Here is a 16,081-nt window from a genome sequence, read left to right on the forward strand (position 1 = left end):
TGTCTTGTCAATGATCATGTAATTCCATTATAACGCTGATCAGGCAGCAGGGAGAGAAAAGAACTGGAAGCAGCAGACAACGGTACACCTCGCAGTGTAGCAACACCAACATGCCTTTTGGGAATAGGAGCAGCTAACGGAATCTCCACCAGCGATCCCTCTCTAAGTTCATTCATTACATAATCCCGTATAACAAAGGCAAGACCAAAATCCCTTAGCGCGAATTGAACGAGGAGGTCAATACTGCCAAGCTCAATCTCCGGGATAATCTGCATATCGTGCGCAACCGCATAATCATCGATGTATTTTCGTGTACTCGCTCCTTTTTCCAGCATGAGAATCGGATATTGTCCCAGTTCTTCGCCAGTAAAGATGGTGTTTCCCAAATGAGAATAGCCCTTCCCGCCAACGAGACAATCTTGAATAGCGGAGCTTTCTTTCACTTCAACCTGTCTATCGGTTACGGGGAGACTAACGATGCCAAAGTCGATTCGCCCGTCCTTCAGCAGCTGGATCGTCTCGGGTGTGGTCCGATTCGTCACATGAATGCGAATGTTAGGGTACTCGGCCCTGTAACGGTCAAGGTATGGGAGCAAAAAATATTTGCATAACGTATCGCTGGCCCCGATATGGATTTCACCTTTGTCCAGATTGTGCATTTCTGCGATCGCTTTTTCACCCATGTTTACATTAATAAATGCCTGTTCGATATAGCCTAGCAGCACTTTTCCTTCGGTCGTAAGCTGAACTCCCCTTGAGGTTCTGAAGAACAGCGATCCTCCAAGCTGCTCCTCCATTTGTTTGAGGGTATGACTGACTGCCGGCTGAGTAATGTGCAGTAGCGCCGCAGCTCGGGTCAGGCTTCCTGTCTTCGCTACCTGGTAAAAAACACGATACCATTCTAAATTAACATTCATGGTATTACCTCTCTTTATATTAACTATTAGTAATATTACTTTTTCTTATATAACGAATGAAATTATAATAGTCTCTGGATGTAATTACAAATGGGGAGGCAATTCAATTGACAGTTACAGCAATCGTGGGTGCGAATTGGGGAGATGAGGGCAAAGGGAAGATGACGGATGTATTATCCGCAGCCTCTTCGTATGTCGTTCGCTTTCAAGGCGGGAGTAATGCAGGACATACTATTATTAATCACTACGGAAAATTCGCTCTGCACATGCTGCCTTCAGGGGTGTTCTACCCGAATGTAACGAATATCATCGGTCCGGGAACGGCCCTGGACACCGGCATGTTACAGAAGGAATTGCAATTGCTCGAGGATAAAGGGGTACCCGCACCCGTCCTATACGTTTCCGAACGGGCACAGGTCGTGCTGAGTATTCACCGTCTGTTCGATGAGCTGGAAGAGGAGCGTCTGGGTTCACGCGGATTCGGCTCGACGAAGAGAGGAATTGCTCCCTTCTATGCAGACAAGTATGCCAAGCTTGGCATTCAGGTCTCCGATCTGTTCGATGAAGCACGTCTTAGAGAACGGGTGGAGAGACTACTCGAGCCCAAGAACATCATGCTTCAGCATTATTATAACCGTGAACCTATCCATCCAGAGGTCCTTATGGAGCAGCTTAAAGCGGAGGCAGATTTTCTAGCTCCATACGTAAAGAACACAACTGAGGTTCTGCAAAAAGCTAACCTGAATGGAGAATCCATTTTACTGGAAGGACAGCTCGGAGCACTGCGTGATCCGGATCATGGGATATATCCATACTCCACTTCTTCTTCAACCCTGTCCGGTTATGCTCCTGTCGGTGCCGGACTTCCGGCATCCTCCATCAGCAGAGTCATTGCCGTAGTCAAGGCTTATTCCAGCTGTGTAGGTGCTGGTCCCTTCGTATCGGAGATTCAAGGTGAAGAAGCAGATGAACTGCGCGGACTTGGCGGTGACGCCGGCGAGTTTGGTGCGACGACCGGAAGACCAAGACGGATGGGCTGGTTTGATGTGGTTGCAACGAAGTACGGCTGTTCCATCCAGAATGCAACGGAGGTATGCCTCACCAATCTTGATGTACTCGGTTATCTGGACGAGATCCCAATATGCACCGCATATGAGCTGGAAGATGGCAGTACAACACAGGCCTTTCCGGTGACTAGCAAGCTGAATGGGGCAAAACCAGTCATCTCTACTCTACCAGGCTGGAAAAGCGATATTACTCAAATTCGCAAATTTGATGATTTGCCGAAGGAAGCCATTGCATATGTGGAGTTTATTGAGGCAAGTATTGGTGTAAGCATTAGGACCATTTCTGTAGGGCCAAGACGTGAACAGGTTATTGAACGAAGATAACGGCTCTTTTATTGTTCTCAAAAAAAGGGGTGCAGCCTCTCCAAGGCTGCACCCCTTTTACGCGTTTAAATGCTTTAAATATGCTTCTTGATCTTTTCCTTCAAGGGATCAGAGATCGGAAGCAGAGGCAGACGAACCGAGTCGGATTCAATCCAGCCGAGCTCAGTCAAGATCCATTTGAGCGGTGCCGGGTTCGGCTCTTCCTGGAACAACAGACGGATCAGCGGAACCAGTTCATCGAATTGCTTCTTCGATTCGGAGACCTCACCGCTAATATACCGATTATATACGTCAATAAATTTCGCCGTATTCAGGTTGGCTGATGCCAGCATCCCTCCACTTGCCCCTTGGCTCAGAGAAGCGTGGAACAGAAGATCCTCGCCGCAGAGCACCGGCTTCGAGCCATACCGAGACAGCTCTGAGACCAGCTCTACACCGCCTGAGCTGTCTTTCAATCCGATGACCTGCGGGATATCAAGGATTTCTCTTATTGTATCCACGGATAACCGGATTCCCGTTCGGCCTGGAATTTCATAAGCAATGACAGGGACGCCAGCTTCCGCTATTTTACTAAAATGTGCTACAACTCCCTTGCCGGTCGGCTTGTTGTAGTATGGAGTTACTACAAGGACTGCATCTGCGCCCAGCTCTCCTGCACGCTCTGTCCGCTTAAGCGATGAGAGTGTGTCATTGGTTCCGGTGCCAATGACAATGGGAACCGTTTTATTCAGCTGTTTCATTACAATCTTCGCTATTTCGACTTGGCTCGTGACCTCTTCCCAGCTGGTCGTTGGACACTCTCCAGTCGTTCCGTTGATGACAAGGCCATTAATATCATGGACCAAAAGGTGCTTTAAGTAGGATTCAAATGAGGCTAGATCAAGAGTATGATTAGTTTGGAATGGAGTAACGACAGGTACGTAGATGCCTTTCAAGTTTTGCTCGCTTAACATGTTACAGCTGCCTCCAATACGTTGTATTTATTTTAATTTATCATAGCGTGCAGCATCACTGTTATCTATAATAGTTGATATGTATTATCAATATTATTGATGAGGTGGGCTCATGGATTTTATATATCTCAAAACATTTCGGCAGGTCGCCCTGCGTCAAAGCTTCACCCGAGCGGCAGAAGAGCTCGGCTATGCCCAATCCAGCGTCACGACCCAGATTCAGAAGCTGGAGAAGGAATACAATGTCAAATTGTTTGAACGCCACGGCAAAACGCTTCGTCTCACTTCGTCCGGTGAAGAGCTGCTAAAGATTGCTGTCCAGATTATCGAGCTGTACGATCAGTCCAAAGAAAAGCTGGCCATGCAAGGCGGCGGGACTTTATCTATCGGTACAATTGATTCCATCGCCTCCTATTTCCTTCCACAGGTCATTCAGGCGATACGGGAGTCTTACCCCGAGATGAATATAAGGCTGCAAGCCGATCGGGAGGATTATATCCTAGATCAGGTTAAGGAAGGGGAATTCGATATCGGGCTGATTCTTGGAAATACACTGCCCGAGCCAACCCTGAATACGATTGTGATCAGAGAAGAGCCGCTTGTACTCGTCTCAAGCCCGAAGAACCCGCTCTTACAGCTGAACCAGCTTGAAATTAACGATTTAAAGCATACGGACTGGTTTATGGCGGAAGCCAGCTGCAATTATCGGATTATGCTGGAAAAGGTGCTGCGAGCACATGGCATCCCGTTCAATGTCCGCTTGGAGCTGGGTAATCCAGAAGCCATTAAACGCTGTGTCATGGCAGGTGACGGGATTGCGCTGCTGCCCGAGATGGTTGTACGGGATGAGATACAGAGACAGGAGCTGAGTGTCCTTCCTTTTGCTCCCTCTTGAAGCCAGATCAGGAGCTGATATCATTATAATTCTGGTCTCATTTTTGACTTCAACAATGTGACCTGTACTTTACCTTTTTGTCATTTCCTTATTTTGCTGCAGTGTTAGTATTAACCTATTGAAATTGTTTGTGAAAGGAAAGGTTTTCGCATGTTCCAAATGACCACTTACTTGACTCCACACACCCAGACGTTTGTGAATATGAGCTATGCGGAGATGACTCCGTTTTCAGACCAGAATCTGCAGCATGTGTGCAAGGCTGAGGTGAAATCTCATGCCTAAACCAATGAAAACAGGCTCCCGCTATATGCCGGGGCTGGATGGACTCAGAGCCTTGGCGCTGATTGGCGTTATGTGCTACCACTGGGGACTTGATGAAGCTCCCGGTGGATTTCTAGGTGTCAGCATTTTCTTTGTATTATCCGGCTATTTAATTACAAACATCCTCGCCATAGAGTGGCATCATCATGGAAGAATTGATCTGAAGCAATTCTGGTATCGAAGGTTCAGGCGACTTCTGCCCGCGATGCTGATCATGCTCCTCATGACCGTGGTGTGGATGACTTTATTTGATACTTCTCGGCTCGCTTCCTTGCGCTATGACGTTGCTGCTGCCGTTACATACATAAGCAATTGGCAATTTATTTTCCAGGATATATCCTACTTCGAATCGTTTGGTCCACCCTCGCCGCTTGGACATATGTGGTCCCTGGCCGTAGAAGAGCAGTTCTACCTCCTATGGCCGCTTCTTATGCTGATTGGACTCAAATTGTTCCCAAAACGAGGCCAGATGTTTGTATTTATTTGTACGCTGGCAGCATTATCGGCGCTTCTCATGGCTCTGCTTCATGAGCCGGGTTCGGATCCAAGCCGAGTCTATTTCGGAACAGATACCCGTGCATTCGGGCTGTTGACCGGTGCTGCCCTTGCCATTGTGTGGCCCAGCTACAAGTTATCTGGTAGAGTCCAGAGGATGGCACAGCTGGGGCTGGATGTAACAGGGATATGCGCGCTGCTGCTCGTTCTATATATGATGTGGAGCACTGACCGCTACGCGTCATGGCTGTACAACGGCGGCATGCTCCTCTTCTCGATTGCAGCAGCTGTACTAGTAGCCGTTCTGGCGCACCCGGCTTCCCTGCTTGCCAAAGTGCTTGGAGCAAGACCCCTTCGCTGGATCGGGATCCGGTCATATGGCATCTATTTGTGGCATTATCCTGTACTGATTCTGACGAGTCCCGGAGGAAATCCGGAAGGAATCGGAGCTTTTTATACCCTGCTGCAGGTCGCTGCAAGCGTCATTCTGGCTTCTCTGTCCTGGAAGTACATTGAACAACCGATACGTGAAGGCGCTCTTCGTATATGGTGGCAGGATGTACGGCATCCGAAGCGTAGAAGCTGTGTATTTACACCAAGACGTCTTGCCGTCTATTGCAGCTCACTTCTGTTCATCGGCATCTTCTGTATCGGAATGACGATAAATATATCGGATGCGAAGAAACAAGAGGCAAACGGAGTCTTCTCTGAGTTTCCTTCTCCGGGAAATGCAGGAGAGCCGCCCCCTGACCAACAACACGAGAAGGAACCTGTTCCGGATGAAGAGCAGACAGATGGAGAGCAGCCAAGTGTTGAAGAACCCAGTGGTGGAGAGCCCAGTGCAGAGGAACCGGACGCTGGAGAATCCAATGGCGAAGGTGCAACAGACTCAGATCCAGAGAAGAACTCGGACAATGATGCTGAAAAGGATACAGCCCCGGAAGACATAAAGGATACACCGGCAGATCATCAAGTGAAGCCGATGTCCGGCGCTTCCATTACGGCCATTGGTGATTCTGTAATGGTCGGAGTGACTCCCTGCCTGGAGAAGCTGCTCCCGGGTATAACTGTTGATGCAGAGATCGGAAGACAGATGAGCCATGCAGCCGATTTGCTTCCGGCACTTGAAGCGAAGGATCGTCTATCCGGAACCGTCATTATTGGACTTGGCACGAATGGTGCTTTTTCGGAGAAGAGCCTGACCTCCCTGCTGGACTCTCTTCAATCCGCCGAACAGGTCCTTCTCGTGAACACGAGAGTACCCAAGGATTGGGAGGAGAACGTAAACAAGATGCTGTCTGAGATCGGAAGCAAATATCCGAATACGACAATTATCGATTGGCACGAAGCCAGCAAGGAACATCCCGAATATTTTAGAGAGGATGGCGTTCACCTGGAGCCTGCGGGTGCTGAAGCTTATACTCGTCTAATTATGAGTGCACTACAATGAATGAAGATATCTTGAATTCATCCTTACCCTACAAATTGTGTTTACAAATCAGGGGTCTACGTCCTATAATAGGATAGTAATTGACCCACAGCACGTGAGCTGTCTGATTTATTTCTTAAAAGAGCTGCGCAATCTTACAGATTTGCATCAAGCGATTAAAGGATTTTTTCTCCTTTAATCGCTTTTTTTGTGTGATTGAATTCATTTCGAAGTGTTCTAGTGCATTATCTTGCATCATTTAGATTCATGGAGGTTTTGTTATGAAAAAAAGAATGTATGATATGGTCATGCTGCTTGCAGGAGCATTTATCTTCGCGCTAGCAGTCAATTTGTTTGTCATTCCCAATGATTTTGGAGAAGGCGGCGTTACGGGGATTTCGATCGTTCTCTATTATTTGTTTCAGTGGTCGCCTGCTCTGGTCGGCTTCGTCATCAACGGCATTCTGCTGGTTATCGGCTACAGGCTGCTCGACAAGCAGACAACCTATTACACCATTATTGTCGTCGCGTTTAATTCCTTATTTCTGCACTGGACTGAGGATTGGTCAATCCCGGCTGACGAGCCGGTACTGAATGCCATATTTGCCGGACTGCTCGCTGGCCTCGGTATCGGATTAATTATACGAGTTGGCGGGACTACGGCCGGGACAACGATCCTGGCACGTCTAGCTAACAAATATCTGGATTGGAACATTAGTTACGCCCTGCTCTTTTTCGATATTATTGTGGCCATACTCTCTATCTTTGTCATCGGTATTGAGAATTTCATGTTCACCATCCTGATTCTGTATATCGGTACAAAAGCAATGGAATTTATTATTGAAGGTCTCAATCCGAAAAAAGCCGTTACCATCGTGTCAGCCAAGCATAATGCAATTGCTTCGAAGGTGACCGATATTATGGACCGTGGTGTATCCGTGCTTCGAGGCTACGGCTACTACACCGGTCAAGAGAAGGAAATTCTGTATATCGTGATCAGCAAGCAGGAAGTATCGATGCTGAAGAAAATTGTAAAATCTGAGGATCCCTCCGCTTTTGTAACGATTCATGATGTCCGTGACGTGTTCGGAGAAGGATTTATTGATATTTCCAAATAATAATAGACAGTCTGACAGCCGCGCTGAATAAGCGCGGTTTTTTTATTTCCTATGGATACAGCATCTATACGCGGGTTATATGTCTAACTCTCCGCTTCTGACGAAACATTTTTAGAGGAAATATGATTATAAGACTAGCTATCAGCCAATAATTTAAAATAAATATCATTTTGTCATGTACAATAGTGTGCGTCATACAGTATAATGTGATCAGGAGTTGATGATATATGAATGATGTAACAGAAACGATACAGAATTTACTAAGCGAACTTAGACGAGGAAGCATCATTATCGCGGTGCTTAGTCAGTTGTCAGAACCACAGTACGGTTATTCGCTCGTCACTGTGCTTGAAGACAAAGGACTGTCCGTTGATCCCGGCACACTTTATCCCTTGCTTCGCAGACTAGAGAAACAAGAGCTTCTAATGAGCAGCTGGGACACGAATGAAGCCCGTCCCCGGAAGTACTATACCATTACTCCATTTGGTCAGGACGTCTATGATGGAGTATGCCGGGAATGGATGTCACTAACTGAAAGTATGAAGAACATTATCGGAACTAGAGGAGGATAAGGAAATGGAACTTATTGAGCGTTATGTGTACGCAGTCACACAGAGACTGCCCGAGAAACAAAGAGCGGACATATCGAAGGAGCTGCACGGTCTCATTGAAGATATGCTGGAGGAACACGCATCATCAGATGAAATTACTGACCAACAGGTAGAGAATGTGCTGAGAGAACTGGGTCATCCGGAGGTGATGGCTGCAAGATACGCGGGCGAACGCTATCTTATTGGTCCAGCGATGTATTCCAGTTACATGACCGTCATGAAAGTTGTCCTTGCTTCTTTGTTGATCGCACTCAGTATATTCACCATAGTTGAAGCCATCATGACGCCTGGCCATATTTTGGACCATTTCACCCACCTCCTCGTTGATATTTTCATCTCTATTTCTCAAGCCATCGCATGGGTTACGGTCATATTTGCACTCATTGAATACAGACAGCGGAGAAGATCGACTTCGTCAAACAATGAAAATTCGATAAAAGAATGGAATCCAAAAGATTTGCAAGCTTTGCCTGATCACGGTACAGAGATCAAAAAGTCAGAGCCGATTGCCAGTATCATTTTTATTACTTTGTTTACGGCACTGTTTGCCTTAAATGTGGAGTTACTTGCTGTGTACCGAATTAGTGATCAGGGCTCCTTCTCCATTCCGTTCATCAGCTCAGCCGGAATTGAGAAGTATATACCTTTCATCTGGCTGTTAGGAGCCGTAGGCATTTTGGGGGAAATATTTAAACTGATTCTGCGCAAAAAGACGACTTCTCTTCTCGCCTACCATATATTGTTCAGCGTGCTCTCATTTGTCCTCGCCTGGATTATGCTTCAGGATACTTCGTTCTGGAATGCATCATTCATTAGTCAACTGGAAGCCGCGGGCCTTATTATTCCTGGCGAAGAAAGCCACGAGAACGTCTCCAGCATGTGGTCAGGACTGAGTCAAAACTTGATCTATATTATTGCCATCATCAGCCTAGTCGACTTGGGAAGCGAAATCTACAAATGGAGCCGCAGTAAAAAGTTTACAGGCCGTGCATAAGCACGGTTTTTTTACGTTCTATAAGCTAGCTCAGTACCTCTCTTCATATGGATTCTGCCTGATCAATTGAATGAAATGGCTCACGGTTGCAGGCAAGATTTCATTCTTCCGAGTACAGACTGCAATCGTATTCGTGAGCTGGACTCCGGTTACCATAACGCGAGCTAATTCACCCCGCGCCACCTGTCCCTTAACGACAAGAGAGGATACAAAGTTTGCTCCATATCCAGACACCACAGCGAATATAGCCTCATGTAATCCGTTGAACGTAAGAGAGATGGAAGGAGCGGGTACATTGTACGTTCGACAGAGTGATAAGAGTCGTTCTCTCGTCGAGCTCCCCTCCTCCCTCATAACAAACGGAATCTTCGCCATCTCCTCAAGTGTAACTTCCTGATTCGCATAAGGATGACTTGGAGCAACCACAAACCAAAGCTCATCCTGAAAAAGCTCCTCCGCATAGATGGAATCCGGGTGCTCTTCTAGCAGGCCTCCATAGATGGCGAGATCCACTTCCACCCCCAAGAGTTGCTTGAGAGCCTCACTTGAATTGGTCGTATTAATCTTCACCTCTACTCTCTCATAGTGCTGCTTATATTTTGCAATCCAGGATGGAATGAGAAAATTGGCAGGTAGATATGTGGCTGCAAGCCGAAGCCTTCCCCTTCCGCCATCCCGGTATTCCGCTGCATACTGCTCAATCTGCTGCTCTACCGCGAACAATCTTGCGGCCAATACCGCCAGATGCTCACCTGCATCCGTAAGGGCAATACCTCTTCCTTCCGGCTTTAATAAAGGCAAAGACAACTCCTGCTCAAATTTCTTAATCTGCGAGGTAATTGCTGGCTGGCTGATACTCAGTATTTCAGCAGCACGTGTAACACTCCTCGTCTCGGCAACAACATAAAACAATCGCAAGGCATGCAAATTCATGAGTACCGTTCTCTCCTATTTATATATTTAATTTATGAGTAGATCAGAAAGATATATTATATTTATCATTATAATCAACTTACAATAGGATTAGATACAAAATTGATGAAAAGGGGAAGTGATACGTATGAATCAGATGAACACTTGGAGCCAGGTCGATCGTTATGTAGAGGATAAGCTTATCCCTCGTGACCCCTTGCTAGAAGCCGTTCTGACCAACAATCAGCAGTCAAATCTGCCTCCCATTGATGTTGCTCCAAATCAGGGGAAGCTGCTTCAGCTGCTTCTACAGATACAAAAAGGAAAAAGGGTGCTCGAGATTGGTACACTTGGGGCTTATAGTACGATCTGGATGGCTCGTGCACTCCCTGATGATGGCAGGCTGATCACCCTGGAGCTTGATCCTCATCATGCCGACATCGCTCATCGCAATCTGGAGCTCGCAGGTTTAGATCATTTAGTTGAGATTCGTGTCGGGGATGCTCTTTTACAGCTGGAGAAGATGAAAAACGAAGAGGAGGAGCCTTTTGATTTTATCTTTATCGATGCAGACAAACCTAATAATCCAGCGTATATAAAGTATGCTCTGGAACTCTCTCATACGGGTACCGTCATTATTGGCGATAATGTGATTAGGGAAGGCGAAATTACCAATCACCACAGCACAGATCCACGGATTCAGGGTGTTAGGCAGTTTTACGATATTCTGTCCAACGAAACACAGATTTCGGCAACCGCTATTCAAACTGTAGGAAGCAAAGGTTACGACGGATTCGTTATCGGCATTGTTAATTGATTTTTTTATCATTTCAAGTGGTTCTAGGCAGGAATTAATATCCAAAAGGCGAATGTATATTCCCTATCAGATTCTCCAAGCATACGGCATCTCCAATATTCGATAAGGAGTTGATTTCAACTTGAGCAATCATCTCACCGCACACACGCAGAATCTCATTAAACCGATAGAGAACCGGATAACCAGCCTGTTTGTTCATGTTACCGATGTACGAAGAGCAGCGGAATGGTACAGTCAATTGCTTGGCCTACCCGTCAGAGAAGAACGTCTGACCTCAGGACCTGTATATTGGTTGGATCTGCCGGACGCTCATCTTATTCTGGATTCCAACACCGAGAATCGAAAAAATCCGGAATGGCGTGAAGAGATGAAGCCCCGTTTCATGCTCGCCTGCAGCAATATCGATGCAGCTTACGAACATGCCGAGCAGCAGGCTGCGACATACTCCAAGCCCTATCATCATGGCCCTATGGCTTATTTCAACTTCAGTGACTCCGATGGAAATACACTCATGGCAAGCCGTAATACGGATTCCGCTGAGACAGACGCATGGAACCCCGCTGATGGTGTCAGTCCAATCCTTCCCCGCATTGGTGGTGTCTTTGTCGATGTCACCGATATGAAGTCCGCTGTCCGCTGGTATACAGCGCTGTTCAGTCTGCCTTATGACGACAAGAACACGGATGGACCCATTTACAGCGTTCCTATGACAAGCGGGCCGGTACTGCTTCTGGATCAGCATCGCTCTTTGCGCCAGGAAGATTTTACAGAGCTCTTCTACTTCGAAACAAATGACATAGAGGCCTCCTATCAATACGTCCTGGATCAAGGCTTTCAAGTCGCAGGTGAACCGAATCACTTCGAGGATTTATCTGAATTTGCTGTTATTGATCCAGATGGAAACCGGATCGTTATTGCATGTATGAAATAATGAAATAACGTTTTTTCGTGAACAGCAAAAAAGAGCCTGAAACCATAATGGTTCAGGCTCTTGAATGTTCTGCCCTTATTATTGACCGACCATACCGCCGTCAACAGTGTATAGAGATGCTGTAACGAAGGAAGCTTCATCAGACAGCAGGAAGTTCATTACTGCTGCCACTTCTTCCGGCTTGCCGTAACGGCCCAGTGGAGTTGCAGCCTCGTTCGCTTTTTTGTACTCTTCAGCTGCACCGGAGTTTGCTTCGATCTGCTCCATCATACGTGTTGCAATCGTACCTGGAAGAACCGCATTGACACGGATTCCGAATGAAGCCAGCTCATTAGCTGCTACACGAGTAAGGCCAATGACTGCATGCTTGGACATAATGTAAGGAGACATACCTGGAGCTCCCATGAGGCCAGCTAGAGATGAAGTATTCAGGATTGCGCCTGAACTTTGTTTTTTCATCACTGGAATGACATATTTCAGACCAAGGAATACCCCGCGAACATTGACGTTATATACGAGGTCAAGAGCTTGTACACTCATCTCATCGATCGTAGCTGTAGGACCCTCAATACCCGCATTGTTTGCAAAATAGTCAATTGTGCCGAACTTCTCAACGGCTTGGTTCACGTAGTTTTGCACATCTTCTTCTTTGGATACGTCTGCCGCAACAGCCAGTGAATTGGAGTCGTTAAGACCCAGATCTTTAATCGTTGCGTTAATTGCTTCTTCTTTCAGGTCAACGAGGACCACGTTCACATTGCGTTCTGCCAAACGACGTACCAATTCTTTACCAATACCGCCTGCCGCTCCTGTAACAATTGCTGTTTTTGCTTGTGTTTGACTCATTGTATATTCGCTTCCTTTTCCTCGAGATAAGTATGACACCTGCAGTTATCAACTACGGATGCCATACAATTGTAAGGCTTGAATCTTTTAGTTAGTAACTCACTTCCTGTTTATCGTACACCTCTCCAAAAAGAAGGACAATAATCAGTATTCACAAAATTGTCATCTAATCGACACATAAAATTTAATTGTTAAATTTACAATTAGAAGTTGAACATATACTTTCCACATGTTCAAATTTTGATCCCCGTAATTTGGGAACCATGAAGACTTACGATATAATAATGAGCAGCGTAATCCATCTCACACTACCTTTTAATAGGTTATGAAATGGATTCAACGATGTACGAATAGGACAGGAGTCTACAGGCAAATGGAAGATACGAACGACAGAAGAAGCAAACGAACACGGCTTGCCCTCAAAGTCGCTTTTATCGAGCTGGTGCTTGAAAAAGGATATGAGGCCACCACGATTATGGACATTGCCAGCCGTGCAGACTACAATCGAGGAACATTTTATAACCACTATATAGATAAAGAGGACTTGCTTAGAGATATCAAAGGGGAGTTTTTGCAAGGGGTTTCAATCGCATTACTTGCCCCATATGAAGGTATGGAACGGGTTGATGCGGACAAGATCTACCCCTCTACTCTACGTCTCTTGGAGCATATTGAGCATCACAAGGATCAGTTCAAAGCCCTTCTCTCTGTCAGCAACGATCTTTCATACGATATCTACAATCTGCTGAAAGACGCGATGAGGAATGATATGCATATTGTGATGGACGATTCCGCCAGAACGATAGACTATGAGATCATGCTCAGCTACCGCATGTCCGCTTTTGTAGGTGTCATTATGTACTGGGCCGACACCGACTTTAAATACTCAGCCAGCTATATGGCAGAGCAGGTGATGATTCAAACGAATCAAAATCTGAATTACATTGAGTTCAAGAATCGATGAATATGGTTTTACTTTCTCGAAAAATTGTTACAATAGGGTGTGGCTGTATCTAAATCATGGCCATGAAATGTCTAACGAAAGTGAAAGTGAGGAATATTACAAATATGATTATAAAACCTAGAACACGCGGCTTTATATGTACAACCGCACATCCAGTCGGATGCGCGCGCCAGGTGGAGGAGCAAATTAAATACGTACAGGCTCAGCCGCAAATCAATGGCGGACCGAAGAACGTGCTAGTACTTGGCGCTTCTACAGGCTACGGCCTGTCCTCCCGCATCGTTGCTGCCTTTGGTGCAGGTGCGAACACGATCGGAGTATACCGTCCAAGTGCAGGAAGTGAGAAAAGAACAGCATCGGCGGGCTGGTATAACTCCGCTGCATTCGAGCAGGCCGCTAACGCCGCTGGTCTTAAGTCTTATAGTGTGAACGGAGATGCCTTCACGGACGAAACAAAACAAAAAACAGTAGAGGTCATTCGTGAGCAGCTGGGACAGGTCGATCTTGTCGTCTATAGTGTCGCTGCGCCAAGACGCCTGGATCCTGCTACAGGAGAAATGGTGAACTCTGTACTGAAACCGATCGGAGACGCCTTCACGAACAAAACGGTTAACTTCCATACCGGTGAAGTTACCGAAGTAACGATTGAGCCCGCAACCGAGGAAGAAGTGCGCAATACCGTAACCGTAATGGGCGGTGAGGATTGGAAGCTGTGGATTAAGGCGCTGAAGGACGGAGGTGTGCTGGCAGACCATGCGACGACAATTGCCTATTCCTATATCGGCTCTGAGATTACCCGTGCTATTTACCGTGAAGGATCCATCGGTCAGGCGAAGGATCATCTGGAGGCGACAGCACATCAGCTGAACGAGGAGCTGTCCAGTACGGGCGGACGTGCTTATGTTGCTGTAAGCAAAGCACTGGTGACCCAGTCCAGCTCGGCAATTCCGATCGTTCCTCTATATGTATCTGCCTTGTACAAGGTGATGAAGGAAAAAGGATTGCATGAAGGTACCATTGAACAGATGTACCGCTTATTTGCAGATCGTCTGTATCATAGCGAGCCAGCTCTGGTTGATGAAGCAGGACGTATTCGTATCGATGATTGGGAGCTGCAAGAAGATGTACAGGAAGAGGTTCTTCGTATCTGGTCTGAGGTCAACAGTGACAACATCTATGACATCTCGGACCTGAAGGGATATAACCAGGAGTTCTTCCAGCTGTTTGGATTCGAGACGGATGGTGTCGACTATGAGAGCGATGTAAATCCAGACGTCCAAATACCGGGTGCCTACAAAGTAGAATAGGCCAGCAAGCTGCTGTGTGACCCGCAATCGCCCCTCTGGATCATAATCCAGAGGGCTTTTTTTTGCACGCCGATTCCATATCTATGATAAGCAAGTGATGAATTTCATATGAAAATAAGGATTGACATGCTCCATATCCGTTGGTATGATTTACCTCAATAACATATCAATTCGATGGGAATTATAAGATTTGACATGGTTCTCACCGTCTACCGTACAAACGGAGGCATTTTCGATTCATGAAGATGCCTCTTTTTTGTGCCCATTTTTCCTCACACACCGTATCTCCCATCATCCACCCCATTAAGGAGGTCAGCTTATGATTGAGCAAGGAAAATCTTTAGGCACCAAAATAAAGCCTGCAGCTACAAGTAATAAACACCGTAAGGCTAAACCTTCAAGAACAAGTCAACTCAGCTCCATTCTGTTAGGCGTTCTCGTTCCAGGCTCCATTCTGATTCTATGGCAGATCGCAGGAGGCTTCGGATGGATCTCAAGCACCATGCTCCCTACCCCGCTGCAAATTGCATTATCCTTCAGAGACCTGATCATCTCGGGCGAGCTGTTTGGTCACATGCAAATCAGTATCGCTAGAGCAGCAAGCGGTTTTCTGTTGGGTGCTGGGCTAGGTCTCGTATTCGGGACCCTTGTCGGCTTCCTGCGCCGGTTCGAGCAGACCTTAGACCCCACCTTTCAAATGCTGCGTATGATCCCCCACCTGGCACTCACTCCGTTATTTATTCTGTGGTTTGGTTTTGGTGAGACCTCCAAAATATTGCTCATTGCCAAAGGCGCCTTTTTCCCGATGTATGTAAATACCTTTCTAGGTATTCGTGGTGTTGACCTTAAGCTGTTTGAGGTTGCCAAGGTGCTCGAGTTCAGTCGTTTCAAGCAGTTGATCCGGCTCGTATTACCCGCTGCACTGCCTAACATCCTGCTTGGACTTCGTCTATCTCTCGGCGTTGCCTGGCTGGGACTTGTTGTAGCTGAGCTGATGGGCTCCAGTGAGGGAATCGGATACATGATACAGGATGCACGTCAATTCACGCAGACGTCTGTGGTGTTTGTCGGTATTATCATCTTTGCCGCAGTAGGAAAAATCACGGACTCCTTCGTCCGGTACTTAGAAAGAAGGCTGCTTCGCTGGCGGGACAGCTTCAATGGATAAATGAGAGGAGCT

The 16,081-nt window shown here is 46.6% G+C and carries 16 protein-coding genes; 12 read left to right on the forward strand and 4 right to left on the reverse strand.

Annotated features, from left to right (window positions below; translation table 11 throughout):
• Positions 1 to 14 precede the first annotated feature (14 nt).
• Positions 15 to 917 (reverse strand): LysR family transcriptional regulator, encoded by a 903-nt coding sequence (locus tag PUW25_RS19365; protein ID WP_047913231.1) that lies wholly within the window; start codon positions 915 to 917, stop codon positions 15 to 17.
• 107 nt (positions 918 to 1,024) lie between these two features.
• On the opposite strand from PUW25_RS19365, the gene PUW25_RS19370 reads away from it, so the two are divergent.
• Positions 1,025 to 2,308 carry an adenylosuccinate synthase gene (locus tag PUW25_RS19370; protein WP_047913232.1) on the forward strand — a complete coding sequence of 428 codons (1,284 nt, stop codon included), beginning with the start codon at positions 1,025 to 1,027 and terminating at the stop codon, positions 2,306 to 2,308.
• A 74-nt stretch (positions 2,309 to 2,382) separates the two neighbouring features.
• On the opposite strand, the gene dapA is transcribed toward PUW25_RS19370, so the two are convergent.
• Positions 2,383 to 3,261: a 4-hydroxy-tetrahydrodipicolinate synthase gene (gene dapA / locus PUW25_RS19375; protein ID WP_047913233.1), complete on the reverse strand. Its 879-nt coding sequence runs from the start codon at positions 3,259 to 3,261 to the stop codon at positions 2,383 to 2,385.
• Positions 3,262 to 3,373: 112 nt separating this feature from the next.
• On the opposite strand from dapA, the gene PUW25_RS19380 reads away from it, so the two are divergent.
• The 6 genes from PUW25_RS19380 to PUW25_RS19405 all read left to right on the forward strand — a co-directional run bounded on the left by PUW25_RS19380 (position 3,374) and on the right by PUW25_RS19405 (position 9,124).
• A complete protein-coding gene (locus PUW25_RS19380) occupies positions 3,374 to 4,156 on the forward strand; it encodes a LysR family transcriptional regulator (RefSeq protein ID WP_052512228.1) in 783 nt (260 codons plus the stop codon).
• Positions 4,157 to 4,306: 150 nt separating this feature from the next.
• On the forward strand, positions 4,307 to 4,438 hold the full coding sequence (locus tag PUW25_RS19385; protein WP_274338430.1) for a hypothetical protein: 132 nt from the start codon (positions 4,307 to 4,309) through the stop codon (positions 4,436 to 4,438).
• Positions 4,431 to 6,422, forward strand: a complete 1,992-nt coding sequence (locus PUW25_RS19390) for an acyltransferase family protein (protein WP_047913234.1) — start codon at positions 4,431 to 4,433, stop codon at positions 6,420 to 6,422. Before PUW25_RS19385 ends, PUW25_RS19390 begins: the two co-directional genes overlap by 8 nt.
• 260 nt (positions 6,423 to 6,682) lie before the next feature.
• On the forward strand, positions 6,683 to 7,519 hold the full coding sequence (locus PUW25_RS19395; protein ID WP_047913235.1) for a YitT family protein: 837 nt from the start codon (positions 6,683 to 6,685) through the stop codon (positions 7,517 to 7,519).
• 227 nt (positions 7,520 to 7,746) lie between these two features.
• Positions 7,747 to 8,091 (forward strand): PadR family transcriptional regulator, encoded by a 345-nt coding sequence (locus PUW25_RS19400; protein WP_047913236.1) that lies wholly within the window; start codon positions 7,747 to 7,749, stop codon positions 8,089 to 8,091.
• Positions 8,092 to 8,095: 4 nt separating this feature from the next.
• Positions 8,096 to 9,124 carry an HAAS signaling domain-containing protein gene (locus PUW25_RS19405; RefSeq protein WP_047913237.1) on the forward strand — a complete coding sequence of 343 codons (1,029 nt, stop codon included), beginning with the start codon at positions 8,096 to 8,098 and terminating at the stop codon, positions 9,122 to 9,124.
• 30 nt (positions 9,125 to 9,154) lie between these two features.
• Here the strand turns inward: PUW25_RS19405 and PUW25_RS19410 are convergent, their stop codons facing one another.
• Positions 9,155 to 10,057 carry a LysR family transcriptional regulator gene (locus PUW25_RS19410; protein ID WP_047913238.1) on the reverse strand — a complete coding sequence of 301 codons (903 nt, stop codon included), beginning with the start codon at positions 10,055 to 10,057 and terminating at the stop codon, positions 9,155 to 9,157.
• A 127-nt stretch (positions 10,058 to 10,184) separates the two neighbouring features.
• Between PUW25_RS19410 and PUW25_RS19415 the strand changes: the two genes are divergently transcribed.
• Positions 10,185 to 10,853 carry an O-methyltransferase gene (locus PUW25_RS19415; protein ID WP_047913239.1) on the forward strand — a complete coding sequence of 223 codons (669 nt, stop codon included), beginning with the start codon at positions 10,185 to 10,187 and terminating at the stop codon, positions 10,851 to 10,853.
• A 121-nt stretch (positions 10,854 to 10,974) separates the two neighbouring features.
• Positions 10,975 to 11,784 carry a VOC family protein gene (locus PUW25_RS19420; RefSeq protein ID WP_274338431.1) on the forward strand — a complete coding sequence of 270 codons (810 nt, stop codon included), beginning with the start codon at positions 10,975 to 10,977 and terminating at the stop codon, positions 11,782 to 11,784.
• A gap of 78 nt (positions 11,785 to 11,862) precedes the next feature.
• On the opposite strand, the gene PUW25_RS19425 is transcribed toward PUW25_RS19420, so the two are convergent.
• Positions 11,863 to 12,630, reverse strand: coding sequence for an SDR family NAD(P)-dependent oxidoreductase (locus tag PUW25_RS19425; RefSeq protein WP_205054828.1), 768 nt, complete (start codon positions 12,628 to 12,630; stop codon positions 11,863 to 11,865).
• Positions 12,631 to 13,003: 373 nt separating this feature from the next.
• Between PUW25_RS19425 and PUW25_RS19430 the strand changes: the two genes are divergently transcribed.
• The 3 genes from PUW25_RS19430 to PUW25_RS19440 all read left to right on the forward strand — a co-directional run bounded on the left by PUW25_RS19430 (position 13,004) and on the right by PUW25_RS19440 (position 16,069).
• Positions 13,004 to 13,594: a TetR/AcrR family transcriptional regulator gene (locus PUW25_RS19430; RefSeq protein ID WP_274337405.1), complete on the forward strand. Its 591-nt coding sequence runs from the start codon at positions 13,004 to 13,006 to the stop codon at positions 13,592 to 13,594.
• A 104-nt stretch (positions 13,595 to 13,698) separates the two neighbouring features.
• On the forward strand, positions 13,699 to 14,901 hold the full coding sequence (gene fabV, locus PUW25_RS19435; protein WP_274337406.1) for an enoyl-ACP reductase FabV: 1,203 nt from the start codon (positions 13,699 to 13,701) through the stop codon (positions 14,899 to 14,901).
• A gap of 319 nt (positions 14,902 to 15,220) precedes the next feature.
• On the forward strand, positions 15,221 to 16,069 hold the full coding sequence (locus PUW25_RS19440; protein WP_047913243.1) for an ABC transporter permease: 849 nt from the start codon (positions 15,221 to 15,223) through the stop codon (positions 16,067 to 16,069).
• The last annotated feature ends 12 nt before the right edge of the window (positions 16,070 to 16,081 follow it).

This window comes from Paenibacillus urinalis (assembly GCF_028747985.1).
Taxonomy (GTDB): domain Bacteria; phylum Bacillota; class Bacilli; order Paenibacillales; family Paenibacillaceae; genus Paenibacillus; species Paenibacillus urinalis.

What these genes read in the sequence shown, in the direction of transcription:
- PUW25_RS19365 (WP_047913231.1), bottom strand. Translation starts at nt 917, where the DNA reads ATGAATGTTAATTTAGAATGGTATCGTGTTTTTTACCAGGTAGCGAAG.
- dapA (WP_047913233.1), bottom strand. Translation starts at nt 3,261, where the DNA reads ATGTTAAGCGAGCAAAACTTGAAAGGCATCTACGTACCTGTCGTTACT.
- PUW25_RS19380 (WP_052512228.1), top strand. Translation starts at nt 3,374, where the DNA reads ATGGATTTTATATATCTCAAAACATTTCGGCAGGTCGCCCTGCGTCAA.
- PUW25_RS19385 (WP_274338430.1), top strand. Translation starts at nt 4,307, where the DNA reads ATGTTCCAAATGACCACTTACTTGACTCCACACACCCAGACGTTTGTG.
- PUW25_RS19390 (WP_047913234.1), top strand. Translation starts at nt 4,431, where the DNA reads ATGCCTAAACCAATGAAAACAGGCTCCCGCTATATGCCGGGGCTGGAT.
- PUW25_RS19395 (WP_047913235.1), top strand. Translation starts at nt 6,683, where the DNA reads ATGAAAAAAAGAATGTATGATATGGTCATGCTGCTTGCAGGAGCATTT.
- PUW25_RS19400 (WP_047913236.1), top strand. Translation starts at nt 7,747, where the DNA reads ATGAATGATGTAACAGAAACGATACAGAATTTACTAAGCGAACTTAGA.
- PUW25_RS19405 (WP_047913237.1), top strand. Translation starts at nt 8,096, where the DNA reads ATGGAACTTATTGAGCGTTATGTGTACGCAGTCACACAGAGACTGCCC.
- PUW25_RS19410 (WP_047913238.1), bottom strand. Translation starts at nt 10,057, where the DNA reads ATGAATTTGCATGCCTTGCGATTGTTTTATGTTGTTGCCGAGACGAGG.
- PUW25_RS19415 (WP_047913239.1), top strand. Translation starts at nt 10,185, where the DNA reads ATGAATCAGATGAACACTTGGAGCCAGGTCGATCGTTATGTAGAGGAT.
- PUW25_RS19425 (WP_205054828.1), bottom strand. Translation starts at nt 12,630, where the DNA reads ATGAGTCAAACACAAGCAAAAACAGCAATTGTTACAGGAGCGGCAGGC.
- PUW25_RS19430 (WP_274337405.1), top strand. Translation starts at nt 13,004, where the DNA reads ATGGAAGATACGAACGACAGAAGAAGCAAACGAACACGGCTTGCCCTC.
- fabV (WP_274337406.1), top strand. Translation starts at nt 13,699, where the DNA reads ATGATTATAAAACCTAGAACACGCGGCTTTATATGTACAACCGCACAT.
- PUW25_RS19440 (WP_047913243.1), top strand. Translation starts at nt 15,221, where the DNA reads ATGATTGAGCAAGGAAAATCTTTAGGCACCAAAATAAAGCCTGCAGCT.